15 protein-coding genes are annotated in these 19,817 nt (G+C 37.4%); 6 read left to right on the top strand and 9 right to left on the bottom strand.

The window, feature by feature from the left end; translation table 11 throughout:
- Positions 1 to 41: 41 nt before the first annotated feature.
- From ACFIKI_RS06960 to ssb, 7 genes are all read right to left on the bottom strand, one after another.
- Positions 42 to 1,241: an MFS transporter gene (locus ACFIKI_RS06960; RefSeq protein WP_375666504.1), complete on the bottom strand. Its 1,200-nt coding sequence runs from the start codon at positions 1,239 to 1,241 to the stop codon at positions 42 to 44.
- Between the two features lie 1,281 nt (positions 1,242 to 2,522).
- On the bottom strand, positions 2,523 to 3,641 hold the full coding sequence (gene tgt, locus ACFIKI_RS06955; protein ID WP_375666502.1) for a tRNA guanosine(34) transglycosylase Tgt: 1,119 nt from the start codon (positions 3,639 to 3,641) through the stop codon (positions 2,523 to 2,525).
- A 1,462-nt stretch (positions 3,642 to 5,103) separates the two neighbouring features.
- On the bottom strand, positions 5,104 to 5,616 hold the full coding sequence (locus ACFIKI_RS06950) for a peptidylprolyl isomerase (RefSeq protein ID WP_375666500.1): 513 nt from the start codon (positions 5,614 to 5,616) through the stop codon (positions 5,104 to 5,106).
- An 18-nt stretch (positions 5,617 to 5,634) separates the two neighbouring features.
- A complete protein-coding gene (locus ACFIKI_RS06945) occupies positions 5,635 to 6,228 on the bottom strand; it encodes a peptidylprolyl isomerase (RefSeq protein WP_375666498.1) in 594 nt (197 codons plus the stop codon).
- Positions 6,218 to 6,736 (bottom strand): pantetheine-phosphate adenylyltransferase, encoded by a 519-nt coding sequence (coaD, locus tag ACFIKI_RS06940; RefSeq protein WP_375622382.1) that lies wholly within the window; start codon positions 6,734 to 6,736, stop codon positions 6,218 to 6,220. Before coaD ends, ACFIKI_RS06945 begins: the two co-directional genes overlap by 11 nt.
- A 24-nt stretch (positions 6,737 to 6,760) precedes the next feature.
- Positions 6,761 to 9,544, bottom strand: coding sequence for a DNA gyrase subunit A (gene gyrA, locus ACFIKI_RS06935; RefSeq protein WP_375666496.1), 2,784 nt, complete (start codon positions 9,542 to 9,544; stop codon positions 6,761 to 6,763).
- Positions 9,545 to 9,774: 230 nt separating this feature from the next.
- Positions 9,775 to 10,281: a single-stranded DNA-binding protein gene (gene ssb, locus ACFIKI_RS06930; RefSeq protein WP_375666494.1), complete on the bottom strand. Its 507-nt coding sequence runs from the start codon at positions 10,279 to 10,281 to the stop codon at positions 9,775 to 9,777.
- Positions 10,282 to 10,611: 330 nt separating this feature from the next.
- Between ssb and uvrA the strand changes: the two genes are divergently transcribed.
- Positions 10,612 to 13,527, top strand: a complete 2,916-nt coding sequence (uvrA, locus tag ACFIKI_RS06925; protein WP_375666492.1) for an excinuclease ABC subunit UvrA — start codon at positions 10,612 to 10,614, stop codon at positions 13,525 to 13,527.
- 106 nt (positions 13,528 to 13,633) lie between these two features.
- Here the strand turns inward: uvrA and ACFIKI_RS06920 are convergent, their stop codons facing one another.
- Positions 13,634 to 13,990, bottom strand: coding sequence for a hypothetical protein (locus ACFIKI_RS06920; protein WP_375666491.1), 357 nt, complete (start codon positions 13,988 to 13,990; stop codon positions 13,634 to 13,636).
- Between the two features lie 598 nt (positions 13,991 to 14,588).
- Between ACFIKI_RS06920 and ACFIKI_RS06915 the strand changes: the two genes are divergently transcribed.
- The 3 genes from ACFIKI_RS06915 to ACFIKI_RS06905 all read left to right on the top strand — a co-directional run bounded on the left by ACFIKI_RS06915 (position 14,589) and on the right by ACFIKI_RS06905 (position 17,098).
- A complete protein-coding gene (locus ACFIKI_RS06915; protein ID WP_375606671.1) occupies positions 14,589 to 14,927 on the top strand; it encodes a P-II family nitrogen regulator in 339 nt (112 codons plus the stop codon).
- A 59-nt stretch (positions 14,928 to 14,986) separates the two neighbouring features.
- The gene (gene glnA / locus ACFIKI_RS06910; RefSeq protein ID WP_375622377.1) at positions 14,987 to 16,396 is read left to right on the top strand and encodes a type I glutamate--ammonia ligase; all 1,410 of its coding nucleotides are present in this window, start codon (positions 14,987 to 14,989) and stop codon (positions 16,394 to 16,396) included.
- A gap of 156 nt (positions 16,397 to 16,552) precedes the next feature.
- Positions 16,553 to 17,098 carry a hypothetical protein gene (locus ACFIKI_RS06905; protein ID WP_375631309.1) on the top strand — a complete coding sequence of 182 codons (546 nt, stop codon included), beginning with the start codon at positions 16,553 to 16,555 and terminating at the stop codon, positions 17,096 to 17,098.
- 34 nt (positions 17,099 to 17,132) lie between these two features.
- Here ACFIKI_RS06905 and ACFIKI_RS06900 read toward each other — a convergent pair whose 3' ends face one another.
- Positions 17,133 to 17,906, bottom strand: coding sequence for an ATP12 family chaperone protein (locus ACFIKI_RS06900; RefSeq protein ID WP_375666489.1), 774 nt, complete (start codon positions 17,904 to 17,906; stop codon positions 17,133 to 17,135).
- Between the two features lie 740 nt (positions 17,907 to 18,646).
- On the opposite strand from ACFIKI_RS06900, the gene ACFIKI_RS06895 reads away from it, so the two are divergent.
- The gene (locus tag ACFIKI_RS06895; protein WP_375666487.1) at positions 18,647 to 19,105 is read left to right on the top strand and encodes a prephenate dehydratase domain-containing protein; all 459 of its coding nucleotides are present in this window, start codon (positions 18,647 to 18,649) and stop codon (positions 19,103 to 19,105) included.
- 107 nt (positions 19,106 to 19,212) lie between these two features.
- The gene (locus ACFIKI_RS06890) at positions 19,213 to 19,560 is read left to right on the top strand and encodes a hypothetical protein (protein ID WP_375666486.1); all 348 of its coding nucleotides are present in this window, start codon (positions 19,213 to 19,215) and stop codon (positions 19,558 to 19,560) included.
- The last annotated feature ends 257 nt before the right edge of the window (positions 19,561 to 19,817 follow it).

Here is a 19,817-nt window from a genome sequence, read left to right as displayed (position 1 = left end):
TAAATATAACAATACCTTCTTCATTTTAAAAATGAAAAATATTAAGCATGCTTCTCCATATACCATGAGACGCAAAAAACCATTAATCCACACAAAGTTAGAACACTTCCTAAAACAGCTGTATATTCATAACTATAGCCCAATTTTAAAACTAATGCTCCAGATTCTGCACCAAGAGCATTGGCAATATTAAAAGCAGACTGCATTAATGCTCCTGCCAAAATCTGTCCTTGTAATGCAACATCCATAATTTTTGTTTGTATAGAAGGCATAGCAGCAAAAGAAGTTCCAACAAAAAAGCATCCTATTGCTGCCGTTAACGGAGCATAGGATAAAAAGAAAAAAAGAAAAAAAACCAATACACTCCAAAGCATAGAGAAAAATATCATCGGTGAAATGCCAATTTTAACAGCTAATTTAGGCCCCAAGAGATTTCCTATCACCATTCCCAATCCAACTAACGGCATAATAAATGGTACCCATTCAAGTGAAACACCAGAAATATGCATTAATGTTGGCTTGATATAAGTGAAAACAGAAAATAATCCTGACGCTCCCACCGACACCATCAACAAAAGAAGCCACACCTGCTTTTGCTTTAATGCACCCATTTCTTGCAAAGGATTCGTTTTTGGAAAACTTGAATCACAAGGAAAAAAATTCCAAATAAGCAAACAACATAATAAAGCGATCATCCCCACAAGGACAAAAGCAATCTGCCAACCAATAAGTTGACCAATCCAAGTAGCACTGGGTGCTCCCAAAACGGTTGCAATTGTTAAGCCAAGCATAACATAGCCAACAGCTTTAGAACGTTCTTTCATTTCCACCATTGAAGAGGCAACCATAGCCGCAAGTCCGAAATAGATTCCGTGGGGAAGACCACTGAGAAAACGTAATACTACTAATATGCTAAAATCAGAAAAAAAGGCACTAGCAATATTTGCTAAGGCATAAAAAAACATCAAGCCTATCAAAACAATTTTGCGTGATACCTGAGCTGTTGCCACAGCTAAAAGAGGTGCTCCAATCACAACTCCTAATGCATAAGCAGAAATATATTGACCAGCGGTAGGAATATCAACATAGGAACTTCGTGCCATCTCTGGCAGTAGCCCCATTGCAACAAACTCTGCAGTACCAATAGCAAAACTGCCCACGGCAAGAGCTAAAATTATTAAACGTCGTATTCTCGAATCAATTCCCAATACAAGAACCTTTTGTTGATAAGAATCCCTCATATCATCACTTCTGGATAGGAGTTTTAACTGTAAATATCTGTAATACACACAAACAAAAATTCAAAACATTGTTATACGCATGCCCAATAGTCCCCAATAAAGTTTTAGAAATATTTTTATATATAAAGCATTTTATGGAGTTTTAAGTAAGATTCTTTAATGGAAAATCTTTGAAAACCTCAAGGTCATAGACGTATTCACATTCACCTATTTCTATCAGATATACCAGATAATAAACTTTGTCTCCTCTTTTCAGCCGTTGAAATTTTACAGTGAAAACTTTATTTTACAACGATATACTATACCCTATAAATAATTCTAAAATTTGCTGAATAATGCATTTCAAACAAGTGAACAATATCTCATCATTATCTTGATACAAAGATAAAACTTCTCCCCCAATTATTGTTGCTTTATTTTTGCTACCTAAATGCAGATCCCCCAAATCGATAAGCTATAATTTCAACTTTAGGCCATTCTTATAAATTATTATAGAGTCTTTTAAAAATTCTCATGATAATAGTGCTTGGTTTCTAGATTTATTAAATATCCTCTTTTAGGCATCTTTCCCCCTCCCTCACAGAGGAATCGCATCAGATATCTAACTCACTATCTGTAAATTAAAATATTCACGCAAATATATTATGATTATTTTCAGATAAATTCTATAAAAAAATCATAAAGTAAATATAATAAGTTTTGTTTTAATATATTTATTTATATTTTATAAATATATTAATTAATATTTATTTTCCATGATATCAAATGTATAGTTTTTTAGTTTTATAATATTAATAATATTACATAAATATATTGTAAATAATATTTATATTAAGATATAAAAATAATAACAACATAAAATTATAACATTTTAAATATTATAAGCTTATTTTAATTTTCTAAAAATTTATCTGTTCGATTGTATATAATCCATTCTTTACCTTTAGTAATAAAAAACACAAAGTAGCTCATAAAAATACAATTTTCATACTTCTTTAAGAGTTCGCTAACGCCTCATTAACATTGTTGCTGTAAACAGTAATCAGAAACAGAAAAACTGTTTTTCTCCGGATCAGGTAGCGCGTACCGGAGTAACAGTTTCTGTTTTTAACTAGTAATTAGAACAAGAATATGTGTCCTTATAAAACCGCACTGTTATATCTTAAGATAGTGGAGTTTTATAATTTTGGAAGATATTTCTAATTTCATATTTTTAGCTAAATTTGTAAATGCGAGAATAAATTCAATAAAAAAATGAAGTACTATAGTACGATTAATATTTTAGCGTCCTTGTGCCCATAGAGCACGCGTTTCAGCGCAAAAATCAGCATAACAGCCTTCTTCAATAGCATCACGAATTCCCTGCATCAGTTGCTGATAATAAAAAAGATTATTCCAAGTCAACAACATCCCCCCAAGAGATTCACCAGATTTAATCAAATGATGCAAATAAGCACAACTATAATCATTTGCTGCTGGACAAAGTGACTGTGGATCAAGAGGATGGGGATCTTCTGCATAACGCGCATTACGCAAATTAATTCTACCAAAGCGGGTAAAAGCTAAACCATGACGTCCTGCACGCGTTGGCATAACACAATCAAACATATCAACACCACGAGCAACACTTTGTAAAATATCATCAGGTGTCCCTACTCCCATAAGATAGCGTGGTTTATCCTCTGGTAAAATCGGACAAGTAGTATCCAATACTGCTGTCATAACACTCTGCGGCTCACCAACAGCAAGCCCTCCAATAGCGTAACCTTTTAAATCCATTTCTTTTAATGCTTGAGCAGAACGTTCACGCAGTTTCATATTATCACCACCTTGAACAATCCCAAACAATGCTTTATCTGGCTGATCTCCAAAAGCCGTTTTACAACGTTGCGCCCACCGCAATGAAAGTTCCATAGCTTCTTCCATTTCTTTTTCAGTGGCAGGTAATGCAATACATTGATCCAATTGCATCTGAATATCCGCATCAAGAAGTCCTTGAATTTCGATAGAACGTTCTGGACTCATTTCATAGTAGGCTCCATTAATGTAAGAGCGAAAAATCACACCTTGTTCAGTAATTTTACGGATTCCCGCCAATGACATAACCTGGAAGCCACCAGAATCGGTTAAAATAGGCCCGCTCCAGCGTGAAAATTCATGTAATCCTCCCAAACGCGCAACACGTTCAGCTCCTGGACGTAACATTAAATGATAAGTATTCCCCAAAATGATATCTGCACCAAGATCACGTATTTGATCCATATACATAGCTTTAACGGTTCCTGCCGTCCCAACTGGCATGAATGCGGGTGTACGGACGCCCCCTCTCCCCGTTATAATTTCGCCTCGACGTGCATACCCATCTTGAGCAATTTTTCTATAATGAAATGTCTTTATCATAACTCTCGTCTTTTTGATTCCATCAATGCATATCTCTATAGTAAAGAGAAAAGGTATCTCCCTTACGAACATTGTTATAAATTTTATGAATTAATTCTTGATTCGCTCAATATTGTACCCAGCATAAAAAATTAAACGAGATAAAAGAACATTTCTTGTTAAGAAATCACCATAATAAAAGTGATAATCTAGCTCCAGAAAAAGAGTAAAATCCTTATAATATCACACCTCAAAATACCTACGCTTAACGCACTAAAACCTTAACAGAACTGCAAAATTATTATCACAATAATTTCATCCTCACATACTTCCATAAGCAATAACTTTGTGCGCACAAAAGAAAATTCTGAACGCATTGTACAACTTACAATATTCTTTAACTTTTACAGATAAAAATTTTTCATCTATTGGGCACTGCGATCCTCACGCTTAATAACAGCACAAATGAGCATAATCATTTATCCACTCACAATATTAAGATAGCTCTTGACATTGGAGATAATTCACAAAAGAAATTAACGTGTAAATAAAAATAATTTAAAAAACTAAAAATGCTTTTTGTAAAGATTCTCAAATACCCAAAACTCTATCGTAACATTAGAGGCTGAAAAAGCATATGATGGTACCCGTTTGTTCCTTCACAAGCTTTAAAGGTGGTGGTGCATAATAGATTTTATACTATTTATAGCTTTAAAACTATACACGCCATGAATGTCATCGTGGAAGTGAATGTTAATATGTACTAAGAAATGCTTCTTAAAAAACACGTAAATACGCAACACAAGTGTATTCCGTTTGGAGCATTCCTCTATTAAAAAACGAGAAAAATAAAAGCGTAAGTCCATGCATAATCTTCATTATTTAAAAGATATTGCGTTAGATACTTAAAAAAAGTAAAGTTGAATTAAAAAAGAGATGGCAAGACTAGCCATTTGTTTCACTTCTGTACCTTTATATTCTTCTAAGATTAAACTGTCTTCTTATTTTAAAGATTACGCCAATATATATAAATGCTGGTTTTCCACTTTGCTAAGAAAACTGGATGAGCTAGTAAAGCTCTTATCTGTCTTAATATGTGTTTCAAACATGCTTCTGCATTAGAATTGGATGTTGATTTACGAGCAGAAAACAAAAGCACACGCTCTCTTAAGAAAGTAACATCATAAAACCATTAAGAGCGGCAATGGATTGAAGAGAAATGCCGAATTTTTTATAAAACACTTTGCCAAACAACAACCATAATACAACAGACTTTACGTTTTCTTATTTTGACAGGTATTTTACAAATCCTTTGCGTTATATTCTTCAGGAAGATCCGATTGAAGGAAATATATGGACAATGCTTAGCTCGAAATTATAAAAGGTAAAGCGTGATACTACAAAAGAGTTTCGTGTGCCTTTATTGATCAGAAAAGAATATTTTTTTCTTAGAAACTTACAATTGAAATTAGTATAATTTATACTACTCTACATCCGCAGCAATAACAGCTTTGGTAATTGCATCGGGCTCTACAACAGGTTCACCACGTTTAATTTTATCAACATTTTCCATACCTTCAACAACCTGCCCCCATATGGAATATTGACGATCAAGCCACGGAGCATCTGCAAAACAAATAAAAAACTGAGAGTTAGCAGAATTTGGATTCTGACTCCGTGCCATAGAAACTGTACCACGCTTATGAGAAAAATTTGAAAACTCTGCTGTTAAATTTGGTTTTTCTGCTCCCCCCATACCAGCACGTGATAAATCGAATTTATCACTATCTTTTTTTCCAAATTGTACATCCCCTGTTTGCGCCATAAAACCATCAATAACACGATGGAAAATAACATTATCATAAGCACCTTCACGGGCGAGTTCTTTAATACGTGCAACATGACAAGGTGCTAAATCAGCAAAAAGCTCAATAACAACTCTGCCCTTTGTTGTTTCAAGAATTAAAGTATTCTCTGGATTTTTATTCTCAGCCATATGGAAAGCTCCCTTGATTCATTTTTCAACTTGTAAAGTAGCAGCATTAATAACATCAGGATTTTTTACAGATCCATTATTACTTGTCGTACCTTTTTTTATTTTATCAACAACATCCATTCCCTTTATAACCTCTCCAACAACCGTATACTGACCGTTTAAAAAAGAAGCATCATCAAAACAAATGAAGAATTGAGAATTCGCGGAATCCGGATCTTGTGACCGTGCCATCCCAACTGTACCACGCTTAAACGGCTGCTTTGAAAACTCTGCCGGTATATTGGGATAATTTGAGCCCCCCATACCAACGCGTTTCAAATCAAAATCTCTACTGCCTTTTTTTCCAAATTCTACATCACCAGTTTGCGCCATGAAATTAGGAATAACGCGATGAAACACAACATTATTATAGGCCCCCTCCTCTGTTAATCTTTTGATTTGCGCAACATGCTTTGGCGCCAAATCAGGACGCAGACGAATAATGACATCACCATCTTTGAGAGATAAAACAAGAAGGCTTGCATCACTTGCTGGGCTAGGATTACCAGCGACAGCGGACAATGAAAAAAAACAAAACACACATATCAAAACAGCAAAAATTCTACGAGACACAATTATTCTCCTCTAAAGACTGGAATTTCGAGCGCAAAGCTTGTGCAATATTGGGCGGCACAAATGGTGTCACATCACCTCCCATAGAGGCAATTTGACGAACCAATGTAGAGGTTATCGCACGCCCAGAAACACTTGCCGGCAAAAAAACAGTTTGCAATTCAGGAGCCAGAATGCCATTCATCCCTGCCATTTGCATTTCATAATCAAGATCAGTACCATCACGCAATCCGCGAATGAGAAATGAAGCACCAACTTCACGTGCCTTGTCAATGAGAAGGTTATTAAATGAAAGAACCTGTAACCGATTAAAATCTGCACCGAAAAAGTCTTTCCCTACTTGGGTAATAAAACCAACACGCTCTTCAAAGCTAAAGAGTGCTTTTTTGTTACCCTGTATGCCTATAGCGACGACCACCTTATCAGCTAACACAAAACACCCTTTTAAAACATCAAGATGACCGTTTGTAAGAGGATCAAAAGAACCTGCGTAAAGAGCAATTTTCATGACTTTACTCCTTCCTCTTCAAAATTATTTTTCTTCGCTCATATCAACTGTATCAGAATGCTTCTCACCTTCATCATCTAATGAATTCGTATCATCTTCAGGTTCAGAAATACGTTCAACCGATACGACTCTTTCACCTTTGGCTGTATTAAAAATTGTAACACCCTTAGTTGAGCGCCCAGCAGTACGAATTCCCTCAACAGGGACACGAATAAGTTGTCCCCCATCTGATACCAACATAATTTGATCCTGCGCTTTCACCGGAAAAGCCGCTACTAATTTACCAATTTCAGCTGTTTTAGATGGATCTGTTGCACGAATCCCTTTTCCGCCACGTCCCGAAATCCGGAACTCATAGGAAGAAGAGCGTTTACCATAACCAAACTCACTCACTGTCAAAAGCATTTGTTCATGTGTATGAAGTTCTGCATAACGTTCATCTGTTAACTCTGTTTCAGCACCCCCATCTTCTTCATCAAGAGTTATAACATCTTCAACATCAGCATCTGCACCAGAAGCACGCCGTTCATTTATTACACGTTTAATATAAGCAGAACGCTCAATGGACGTCGCCTCGACATGCTCTAAAATTGTCATCGAAATGACTTTATCACCTTTAGCCAAATTGATACCACGAACCCCCACAGAATTACGCCCCGCGAAGACGCGAACATCTATAACTGGAAAACGGATACATTGTCCATTGGCTGTTGTTAGAACAACATCATCATGTTCTGTACAGGTTTCAACAGAAAGAATTTCATCTTCTTCATCAAGTTTCATCGCAATTTTACCATTACGATTAACCTGAACGAAATCTGATAATTTATTACGACGCACAGTTCCACGTGTTGTCGCAAACATAATATCTAATGCACTCCAGCTCGCTTCATCTTCAGGCAAAGGCATAATCGTTGTAATACGCTCACCTTGTTGTAAAGGAAGCATATTGATCAAAGCCCGCCCACGCGATTGGGGTGTCCCCAGCGGCAATCGCCAAACTTTTTCCTTATAAACAATCCCACGTGATGAAAAGAAAAGAACCGGAGTATGCGTATTGGCCACAAACAACCGCGTTACAAAATCCTCATCCTTCGTGGACATACCAGAACGCCCCTTACCACCACGTCGCTGTGCACGATAGGTATTAAGAGGCACACGCTTAATATAGCCACTATGGCTTACCGTTACCACCATATCCTCTGGTGCGATCAGATCTTCACTCTCCATCTCAGCGCTACCAAAACCAAATACGGTACGTCGCGGCGTTGCAAATTCCTCACGAAGAGCACTCAACTCATCCTTAACAATAGACATAATGCGTACGCGTGATGCCAAGATCTCAAGATAGTCAGCGATATCCACGCCAATTTTATTCAATTCATCAGCGATTTCATCACGCCCAAGGGCTGTCAATCGTTGCAAACGCAATTCTAAAATAGCACGCGCCTGTTCTTCAGAGAGATTATAAGTACCATCCTCATGAATAATATGACGAGGATCATCAATAAGTTTAATCAAAGGCGCAACATCCATCGCCGGCCAGCGTCGCTCCATTAACTGTGCACGTGCTGTCTGCGGATCAGGAGCTTTGCGAATAAGCGCTATAATTTCATCAATATTGGCAACAGCAAGGGCAAGACCAACCAAAACATGGGCCCGTTCACGCGCTTTACGCAAAAGATATTTTGTTCGCCGACTGACGACTTCTTCCCGAAAAGAAACAAATGCACGAAGCATATCAAGCAACGTCATCTGTTCGGGTTTTCCTCCATTCAAAGCAACCATATTACAACCAAAGGAAGTTTGTAGCGGCGTATACCGATATAATTGGTTTAAAACAACTTCCGCAACAACATCTTTCTTCAGCTCAATAACGACCCGATATCCATCACGATCCGATTCGTCACGCAAATCAGAGATTCCCTCAATGCGTTTATCACGCACCAATTCGGCCATTTTCTCAATCATCGTTGCCTTATTAACTTGATAAGGGATCTCACTCACAATGATTGCCTGTCGACCACTGCGAATTTCTTCGATCTCAACTTTAGCGCGCATAATAATTGAGCCACGCCCTGTTTCATAAGCTGCACGAACACCAGAATGGCCGAGGATAATGCCCCCTGTAGGAAAATCTGGACCAGGAACGATTTCAATTATTTTATCGAATGTGATATCGGGATTATCAATCAAAGCGATACACGCATCAACAATTTCACCAAGATTATGGGGCGGAATATTAGTTGCCATTCCCACAGCAATTCCACCGGATCCATTGACCAAAAGATTAGGAAAACGTGCTGGTAAGACAACCGGCTCACGTTCACGCCCATCGTAATTATCCTGAAAATCAACAGTATCTTTATCAATATCAGCTAAAAGTTCTTCTGAAACTTTTTCTAAACGACACTCAGTATAGCGCATGGCCGCAGGTGGATCACCATCAACGGAACCAAAATTTCCCTGACCATCAATTAATGGATTTCTTAAAGAAAAGTCCTGCGCCATACGCACTAATGCATCGTAAATTGAAGCATCACCATGGGGATGAAATTTCCCCATAACCTCACCAACAACACCAGCAGATTTACGATACGACTTATTGAAAGAAAGCCCCATCTCATTCATAGCATGAAGGATACGTCGATGAACAGGCTTAAGACCATCACGAACATCAGGAAGTGCACGTGAAACAATCACGCTCATCGCATAATCGAGATAGGAGCGTTGCATCTCATCAATAATACTGATTGGTTCAATACCGGTTAGCACATCACGTTCTGGGTGTGGAATAAGATCGGTCACAGTTTCAAAACTTTCAAAAAAGAATCATTTCACTTTATTTATAGCGAAAAATACACCAAAATGCTAATTTCTCTCCCATGACAAAAAAGAAATTTAACAATATTTTTCAAGATGTTATTAATTTATATTTTAAATTACCAATAATAATGAACAATTTTTATTTTGCTAAACTTCAAAAATCTGAAACAAACAAACCATAAAATGATCATAATACTGCAATTTAAAGACTCCTAAAAAGGGACGTCATCATCTAATTTGTGTGAAAAACTTTCTCCCAATTGATTATTGTTTTGACCAAAAGTATTTCTCTGATTTGAATGACTATCGGCAAAGCCACCACTATAACTCCCGCCTTGACTTACTCCTTGCTCCCCGCTCGCAGCTCCCCGCCCATCAAGCATTTGTAATTCACCACGGTACTTTTGCAAAACAACCTCTGTTGTATAACGGTCATTTCCATTTTGATCTTGCCATTTTCGTGTCTGTAACTGCCCCTCAATATAAATTTTGCTGCCTTTTTTTAAATATTGCTCTGCAACTTTGACAAGGTTTTCATTAAAAATAACAATACTATGCCACTCCGTGCGTTCTTTTCGTTCATTTGTATTCCGATCGCGCCAACTTTCTGAAGTAGCAATACGCAGATTTGCCACTTGATCACCAGAATTTAAACGGCGGATTTCAGGATCCGCACCAAGATTACCAATCAAAATAACTTTATTAAGGCTACCAGCCATCGTATAAACTCCAAAATTTTAATTCGTAAAATACTCTGTTCTATAACAGTCATAACCATCTTGACCTTCAATTTACATGTCGCAATTGACCATCAATATGGGTATTGCTATCCTTTCCTAATACTGTATTCAGTGTAATTATAACAAAAGATGAGAAAAACACATAGTTTATTCCACCACGAGAGAATAAAAAGCTGCTCATTTGTATTTTTTTCACAAAACTTATACCTTCCTTTTGCATTAAAGCAGTTAAACGCATTGTAATTCTAAAAAAACAGTTTTATTCCATTTTAGGTGCTCAATTTTTGCCACATATGCCAAGGATAAAGTATGACTCATCAAAAATATATCTCCATTCGCGGTGCACGTGAGCATAATCTTAAAAATATTGATCTTGATCTGCCTCGTGACAAACTCATCGTTATAACAGGACTTTCTGGATCAGGGAAATCATCCTTAGCGTTTGATACAATTTACGCTGAAGGACAACGCCGCTATGTCGAAAGCCTTTCAGCTTATGCACGCCAATTTTTGGAAGTCATGCAAAAACCCGATGTCGACCGCATAGACGGTCTCTCTCCAGCTATCTCCATTGAACAAAAAACAACCAGCCGCAATCCTCGTTCAACAGTAGGCACTGTTACTGAAATCCATGACTACATGCGCCTTCTCTTTGCTCGTATTGGCATTCCTCATTCTCCTGCAACAGGACTTCCTATTGAAAGCCAGACAGTAAGCCAAATGGTGGATCAAATTATGTCCTTACCAGAAGGAATGCGAATTTTTATTATGGCACCCTTAGTGCGAGGACGAAAGGGAGAATATAAAAAAGAGCTAACAGAACTTTTAAAAAGAGGATTTCAACGCGCTAAAGTTGATGGCAAATTTTATGAAATCCCTGACATTCCACCTCTGGATAAAAAATATAAACACGACATCGATGTCGTGGTAGACCGCATTGTTGTACAGAAAGATATCACCTCTCGCTTGGCTGATAGTATAGAAACCTGTTTACAACTAGCCAATGGACTTGCCATTGCTGAAATGGCAGACCAACCCTTGACACAAAAAGAAACGACAAAAGAATCTGCTCATAAATCAAAAAATGATACACACAAACGGATCATTTTTTCAGAAAAATTTTCCTGCCCTGTATCGGGTTTCTCTATCCCTGAAATCGAACCACGCCTTTTTTCGTTCAATAATCCTTTTGGCGCCTGTCCTCTCTGCGATGGACTGGGCATCAAAAAAGCAATAGATCCACTGAAAATTGTGCCCAATAAAAATCTTACCTTCAAGAATGGCGCCATTGCCCCTTGGGCTAAATCAGATTCACTTTACTATAAACAAACCTTAGAAGCATTAGGAAAAGCTTACGGTTTCAAACTCACAGATCAATGGTGTGAACTCTCTAATGAAGCACAACAAGCTATTCTCTACGGTACAAAAAGAGATGAAATTTCTTTTATTTATAAAAATCATTCTGGTTCGCATAAAACGACCCAACCTTTTGAAGGAATTATCCCTAATATGGAGAGACGCTGGAAAGAAACCGATTCTGCTTGGTCTCGAGAAGAAATCGAACGCTATATGTCTTCTTCGCCCTGCCCAGCTTGTCATGGTTATCGTTTAAAACCAGAAGCACTTGCTGTAAAAATCAATGGAATGCATATTGGGCAAATATCAGATCTTTCCATCTCAAAAGCAGATGATTGGTTTGCCAATGTTCATCAATATCTCACAGAAAAACAACGTAATATCTCCGTACGTATTTTAAAAGAAATTCGCGAACGCTTGGCTTTTTTAAATCATGTAGGATTGGAATATCTTACCTTGTCTCGAAATTCAGGAACACTTTCAGGGGGAGAAAGCCAACGCATTCGGTTAGCATCCCAAATTGGTTCTGGTCTTACAGGCGTTCTTTATATTTTAGATGAACCATCTATCGGTTTACACCAACGCGATAATGAACGCCTTTTGGAAATGCTGCGCCATTTGCGCAATCTTGGCAATACAGTTATTGTTGTTGAACATGATGAAGATGCTATTCTCACGGCAGACTATGTTGTCGATATGGGCCCTGCCGCGGGCGTTCATGGTGGAGAAATCATAGCGCAAGGGACACCGCAGGAAATTATAGAAAATTCAGCCTCTCTTACAGGCCAATACCTTGCAGGAAAAATGGCTGTTAGAATGCCGACAGAGCGACGCAAAATATCAAAAACGAAAACACTTAAAGTCATTGGCGCAAAAGGCAATAACCTCAAAAATATCAATGCGAACATTCCTCTTGGAACATTCACATGCATAACCGGTGTTTCTGGAGGAGGAAAATCAACATTTCTTATTGAAACGCTTTTCAAAGCAGCATCACATCATATCATGGGCTCTCATCACAACCCCGCCAGCTATGATAAAATTGAAGGGTTAGAATTTCTTGATAAAGTCATCGATATCAACCAATCCCCTATTGGACGCACTCCACGCTCTAATCCCGCAACCTATACAGGCGCTTTTACACCGATTCGTGAGTGGTTTGCCGATCTTCCAGAATCAAAAGCGCGCGGTTATAAAGCTGGGCGTTTTTCATTTAATGTTAAAGGAGGACGCTGCGAAGCATGTCAAGGCGATGGAGTCATCAAAATTGAAATGCACTTTTTACCTGATGTCTATGTTACTTGCGATGTCTGTAAAGGAAAACGCTATAACCGAGAAACACTAGAAATAAAATTCAAAGGACAGTCTATAGCCGATATTTTGGATATGACAATTGAAAAGGCAGAGGAATTTTTCCAAGCTATTCCCGCTATTCATAATAAAATGGAAACTCTCATTAAAGTAGGATTGGGTTACATAAAAGTAGGACAGCAAGCAACCACACTTTCTGGTGGGGAGGCACAACGTGTAAAACTTGCGAAAGAACTTTCTCGTAAAACAACGGGACGTACACTCTATATTTTGGATGAACCGACAACAGGTTTACATTTTCACGATATTTCCAAACTTCTTGAAGTGCTTCATGAACTAGTCGAGCAAGGTAACACAGTCATCGTCATTGAACATAACCTTGATGTTATAAAGACAGCCGACTGGATTATTGATTTGGGACCAGAAGGTGGAGATCGCGGTGGCGAAATTGTTGCAATTGGACGCCCAGAAGACATCATTAAGGTTCCCGCTTCCTATACAGGAAAATTTCTAAAAGATGTTTTACTGCGCCCATCTCTTTATAATTCCAATTCTTAGAAACGCTTTCCATTGTAAAATACAGCATACTAACAAAGCCTGTACTTTTATTATTACTTGTAAACCAACACCTAATTCCAGTGGTGCAACATGTTTGAAGCAAAGACTAAAAACAATTTAGCGCTTTATAAGCTGTTTCAGTTGTCGTATTGCCAAATAAGAATGCGCGCATAATTGCATATTTATTCTCTGTTTTGTTTATAGCTGAAACGACCAGACAGCCTAATTTTGGCAGAATACGAAGTTTTAAGGGTATAACCCAATTCCCATATTTAACATCTTCTTTTAATTCATCTTGACGGCTTTCAAAAGCATCCGCAGCAATATTGTTTAAATAATGAAGATTGCGCATTGCTTCACGCTTTTGTTTATCGCATTCTTTAATGGGATTACATTCCTCACGAAGGGACACAACACCCCAAACGGAATATATTTGCGTTGCCAATTCACACATCTGTTTCAAAGAAATATTTCTCAACACTCCCTAAGCCCATTTCACGACATCACCCGAGAATGGGAAATTGATTATTATACACCATCATCTATGAAGGAGCGTAATCGGCATCATCACACTCTTTTCCAATATTGTCCCATCCATACCCTTTAATATTGCAACAACCTTTGGTTATCGAAAGCTTTCATAAAAGGCATTTTTAGTCCTTTTTTCAAATATTTTTATCCACACGCTCGTATCTCTTGATAAACAAAGATATAATTTGATTGATTTACTATAAGAAGATCTAAAATGAGAAAATCTTACGTTATTAGAATTCCTCACTCAATATGGGAAACGTCTAATTATTGTTATAAATAAAGGCATTATATAACAAAAAAGAAACCAAATACTCTTATTATATTATTTTGATTCGTTTACAAGGATAGTAAGCTTTTTCCAAAACAATAATATTTCACTTTATTATACAAAAAAGTTCTCCTCCAAGAGTATATAGTGTCATCATTTATGACTTTTTGTGCACAAACTATCTGTTGGACATCTTACAGTTGCCAATATAATGTGATGCAGTCTAAAAAGACAAAATAACGTTGGAGATAATTTCAGCATGAAAAAAATTGAAGCCATTATAAAACCTTTCAAACTTGATGAAGTGAAAGAAGCGCTTCAAAAAATTGGATTACATGGTATTACAGTAACAGAAGCGAAAGGTTTTGGTCGTCAAAGGGAACATACAGAACTTTATCGTGGCACGAAATATGTTGTTGACTTTCTACCTAAAGTAAAGATCGAAATTGTCGTGTCCGATGACAAACTAGAACAAACTGTTGATGCAATACGTAAAGCAGCTCAAACCAAACATATAGGAGATGGAAAAATATTTGTCTTTTCCATTGATGATGCAATTCGTATAGGCACGGACGAAACCGGTATCGATGCTCTTTAATAAATAACGAGAAAATTTACTTTTTTATCTACCTCAACGTCACATTAAGGAAATTGAATATGACAACCGCATCAGATATTATCAAACAGATTACAGACAACGAAATCCGTTTTGTTGATTTACGTTTTACTGATCCACGAGGAAAATTGCATCACATTACAATGGATATCGCAGAGATCAGCGAGGATACTTTTAGTGATGGTGTCATGTTTGATGGTTCTTCAATTGCTGGTTGGAAAACAATTAATGAATCTGACATGGTTTTAATGCCAGATCCTGGAACAGCACATATTGATCCTTTTTTTGCTCAATCTACTTTAGTCATATTTTGTGACGTACTTGATCCTGTCTCTGGAGAGTTTTATCGTAGAGATCCTCGTTCTATCGCCAAAAGGGCCGAAGTTTATATGAAATCTTTAGGCATTGGAGATACAATCAATGTAGGTCCAGAAGCGGAGTTTTTTATCTTTGATGATGTGCGCTATAAAACAGACCCTTACAACACAGGATTTAAACTCGATTCAAGTGAACTTCCTTCTAATGATGATATGGAATATGAAACAGGCAATCTAGGACATCGCCCACGAATGAAGGGAGGTTACCTTCCTGTTCCGCCGATTGATTCTTGCCAAGATATGCGTTCTGAAATGCTCACAGCACTCAAAGATATGGGGGTACAGGTCGAAAAACACCATCACGAAGTAGCAGCAGGCCAACATGAATTGGGTATTCGTTTTGATACACTCGTTCGCGAGGCTGACAAGATGCAAATTTTTAAATATGTCGTGCATCAAATAGCAAACAGTTATGGAAAAACAGCAACCTTCATGCCAAAACCAGTTTTTGGTGATAATGGGTCAGGAATGCATGTTCACTTCTCCATTTGGAAAGATGGCAAACCCATTTTTGCAGGAAATGAATATGCCGGACTATCAGAAACCTGTCTGTTTTTTATCGGTGGTGTTATTAAGCACGCAAAAGCAATAAATGCTTTTACCAACCCATCCACAAACTCCTATAAACGTTTGGTTCCTGGTTATGAAGCTCCTGTTCTTCTTGCCTATTCTGCACGTAATCGTTCCGCATCTTGCCGTATTCCAATGAGTTCCTCACCAAACTCAAAACGTGTAGAAGTACGTTTTCCAGACCCAACAGCCAATCCCTATTTGGCATTTTCCGCTCTCTTAATGGCTGGTCTTGACGGTATCAAAAACAAAATTCACCCTGGACATGCTATGGATAAAGACCTTTATGATCTTCCCTTAAAAGAACTCAAAGACATCCCTACCGTTTCAAGAAGTTTGCGTGAAGCACTTGAAGCACTCGACAAAGATCGTGGCTTTCTTAAAGCTGGCGATGTTTTTGATGATGATCAGATTAATTCCTTCATTCAAATAAAGATGCAAGAAGTTTTGCGCTACGAAACAACGCCTCATCCTATTGAATTTGATATGTACTATTCCGTTTAAACAATCAGTACGCACTCTTTTGGTATTTAAAATGGAGGCAAAAGCCTCCATTTTTGTGGATATTCGTCTCATGCAAAAGCGCAAGAGGCTTTTTGCTCGTCCGCTTTTCCTTTATAATGTGTTGAATCTCTTCAAATGAATTAACAAAGGTTTCTAATGCCGCGAATTTGTTTTCTCGTTCCCGTTCTTTTATGCATTGTCTTTATCACATCAACAACTAAAGCACATACAATAACCAACCAAAAACTTACAACTCTTGAGAAAGCAACATCTGCTTATAGTAAAGCACTTAAAAATGCCGATGCAAATGCCATCTTAAATGCTATTCCTCCCCAAGTCATCAACCGCTTAACCGCCAAAAAAAATCTTAATCAATCACAATTTCTACAAATCATGAAAAGCCAAATAGAACGGTTGGCAGAAAGTTACAAGATTGAAACGATCAACATTGATCAAAAACAAAAACGTGAAGGTACCCTTGATAATGGTACCCCTTATTTTGTTATACCCGTGGAGCTTGTAACCACAACAAATGCTGGAAAAAAATGCTCTATTCAAACTGAAATTATTGCCCTACTTCACGATAACCAATGGTATTTTATCCGTGGCAATGACGAAGCGCTCTTAACCATAACCAATGAAATATTTCCTGGACTTGATAAAGTAAAAACCAATCCTCAAAAAGTCACAAAAATACTCTGAGCGAAAAGAATGCACGTAAATAAAAGATTTTCCCCTATAAACAAGTTGTAACAATTGTAGCAGCAGCATTAAATTCAACTTTTTTATGAGCACGACGTGCGATTGTTTCTTTATCTATTCCCCATTGTTCCATCATCCAATCTTCATCTAAATGGGCAATAGACCATGCATGATCGACATCAATCTTGCCCGCAGCGACCGCAAGAGCAATGAGAGCAGATCCCGTTAAGGTCGTCATCATATGAAGTGCAGCAAGCATATAAGGAGATTCAACTTTACGTAAATAATTGCTCACGGCTTGAAGTGCTTCTGGTGATTGTTCCACATGCATCAGCCCTTCTGTCAAATAAAACCGTGCACCCAATTTTTCTTCAGCCCAATCTAATAAAGGATCCCACTGTTTAGATTGTTTTTGCACCAGCTCTGTAGGAGTTTGTGCACGATAAAAGATCATATCGCATGCAACAAAACGCAATAAATCTTCAAATACAGCCTGCATATCATCAGCGATACCATCAATAACAGTATTAACCAGACGCGTCATCGGCATTTTTGCAGGATCAACAACGTGCTTTTGACTCTCAAATTCTTGAGCAACAAATTCAGCAAACACTTGTGTTGGCACATGAAAATGACGCCTTGCGGGCGTTTTTACAGGACGTTCATCTAATAAGAGAGTAAAGCCTCCTTCCTCACAAGAAATTTTTACTTGTTTATAAAATCGTTTTGGTAATGGCTGACATGAAAGATTTTGAACAGAACTCTTTTTATTCAATGGCATATCAAAATGATCCAAAATCTCACGCATATTGTTTACCTCTGATCTTTTCAAGAAAGCGACTGTCTCTTTAGGTTCTGTAGCTTCAATAAAGTTTAATCTGACCTTCTTAACGATTCCAAAGAAAAAAAGACCTTACCACCCCCCACTCTAAAATTTAAGAGTTATATTTCATGTTTTTTTACAAACAAGATAATGATGATTGCCTTTTATATATTTAATACAATCATAATAGTAAAATAATTTCTAAAAGTATTATCTTAATTAAGAAATTAAACATATTAAGTTTTATGGAAAAGATGTTCACGCCTTACCAATTTGCTTATTATTCACCTACAATAGTATTATCAATACGAACAGATTCAAAAACGCTGCTCATCCAAAAAATGATAGAGCAGTGCAGTTTACAAGTCATTCACCTTCGCTTAACCATTCCAATAATTCTCTAACATATCCAATAAATACCCTGCATAGAATTTTTCCTGCTCAATCGCTCCCCTAAACGACGATGTTTTACGGCATGATAGAATAATGAACAGACAAAATTATATCGTAAATTTGCTTTCACATATACATTATTTTATAAAGCACTAAATTACTTAACGCATTGTGCTTGATATACTCTACATATTACATTATTTAAATTTAGTCGCATAATTAAAAGAATAGAGATCATGTAATCTGAAAATAATGCTTTTACACTTGTCCCTGCAGATACTAACTGTGCAACTGCAGAATAATGGTGGCTTAACAATCACAATAAAAATATTTTGTCCACTGACTCGAGATCCCGTATTATCTTATACGCAACTCTTGAAGAAGCATTTAATGAACTTTCTCCGAAAAAGGATGGATATCTCTTAAGCTGTGCTGCTTACCCTGATTTGCATACACTCATATTTATCCGTTTAGGTGATATGCAATTATTTGACAGCTTTATCATGCCTACTCACTTTATGCTTTTAGCTAAACGCAATAACGCTGATGAAATTAAAACCGTAGCGACTCATCCTGCCCCGCAATCTCTGGTAGCTCATCAATATGACAAAGTATTTGCCAACAGCAATGCTGATGCAGCCGTTCTTTGTAAGGATGAAAAAGCCGATGCTTGTATAACAACATCGGTTGCGGCAAATCGCTATAGGCTGAGTATTGTCGAAAATTTTGGACAAGTGCCAATGGCCTTTTTGCTCCACTCACTAAAGTCAACTAAACATGAAAAAATCTGAAGCGCTTCTTTCCATTGTTAACTTAGTTGACAAATTCCGTATGCGCCAAGAACGAAATGGGAGCATTAAGGAACCAACTTCGGCAGATAGTAATATGATCTAATAAATTGATCACTCTGCTGAACCACCATGCTAATATTCTTGACGGATTATCTCCAAAACTTTTAGCGACCATTTCTGATGATCTTCATCAGTGGATGATCAGCGGTTTAACAACCCCTCCTCAATTTGATAACACTTTGGCTGCTTTCAAAGCCCCATTACCAGATGCTCCCTTGTTTTTCTTGGCTCCAATGCATGCAACAAATGGACCTGATCCAGAAGGATTCCGGCTGAAATTAGTTACAGGATATCGTCATGAAACGGCCTATCTTGCTGACGCCTCAAAATATACAAAGAATTATCTATCACCTTTTCAATGTATAAAAATGGGAATAGCGTCAAGAGGGAGATAGACAACAATTGCATTGTTCTATTCCCAGAATCTGTAGCAACTGCTAAGAAAATTGATAAGCAAACATTTGCTTTGTTTTTTTTTCAGTAAATTCTTTGATATTTACAACAAGCAAACAATTGTGGAAGCTGAACGTTTACTCGGTCGAGATAGTAACTTCCTGTTCGATCAATTGCATAGTCGTAACTTATCTAAAGAAGACATTTACGATGCTCGCTGTTTGTGGAGCTATTATCATAACTATGCACATCATACTGG

This window comes from Bartonella sp. TT121SHDZB, from assembly GCF_042193415.1.
Taxonomy (GTDB): Bacteria; Pseudomonadota; Alphaproteobacteria; order Rhizobiales; family Rhizobiaceae; genus Bartonella.
Note: the sequence above shows the minus strand (reverse complement) of the source record. Positions and strands in the feature narration are given on the sequence as shown.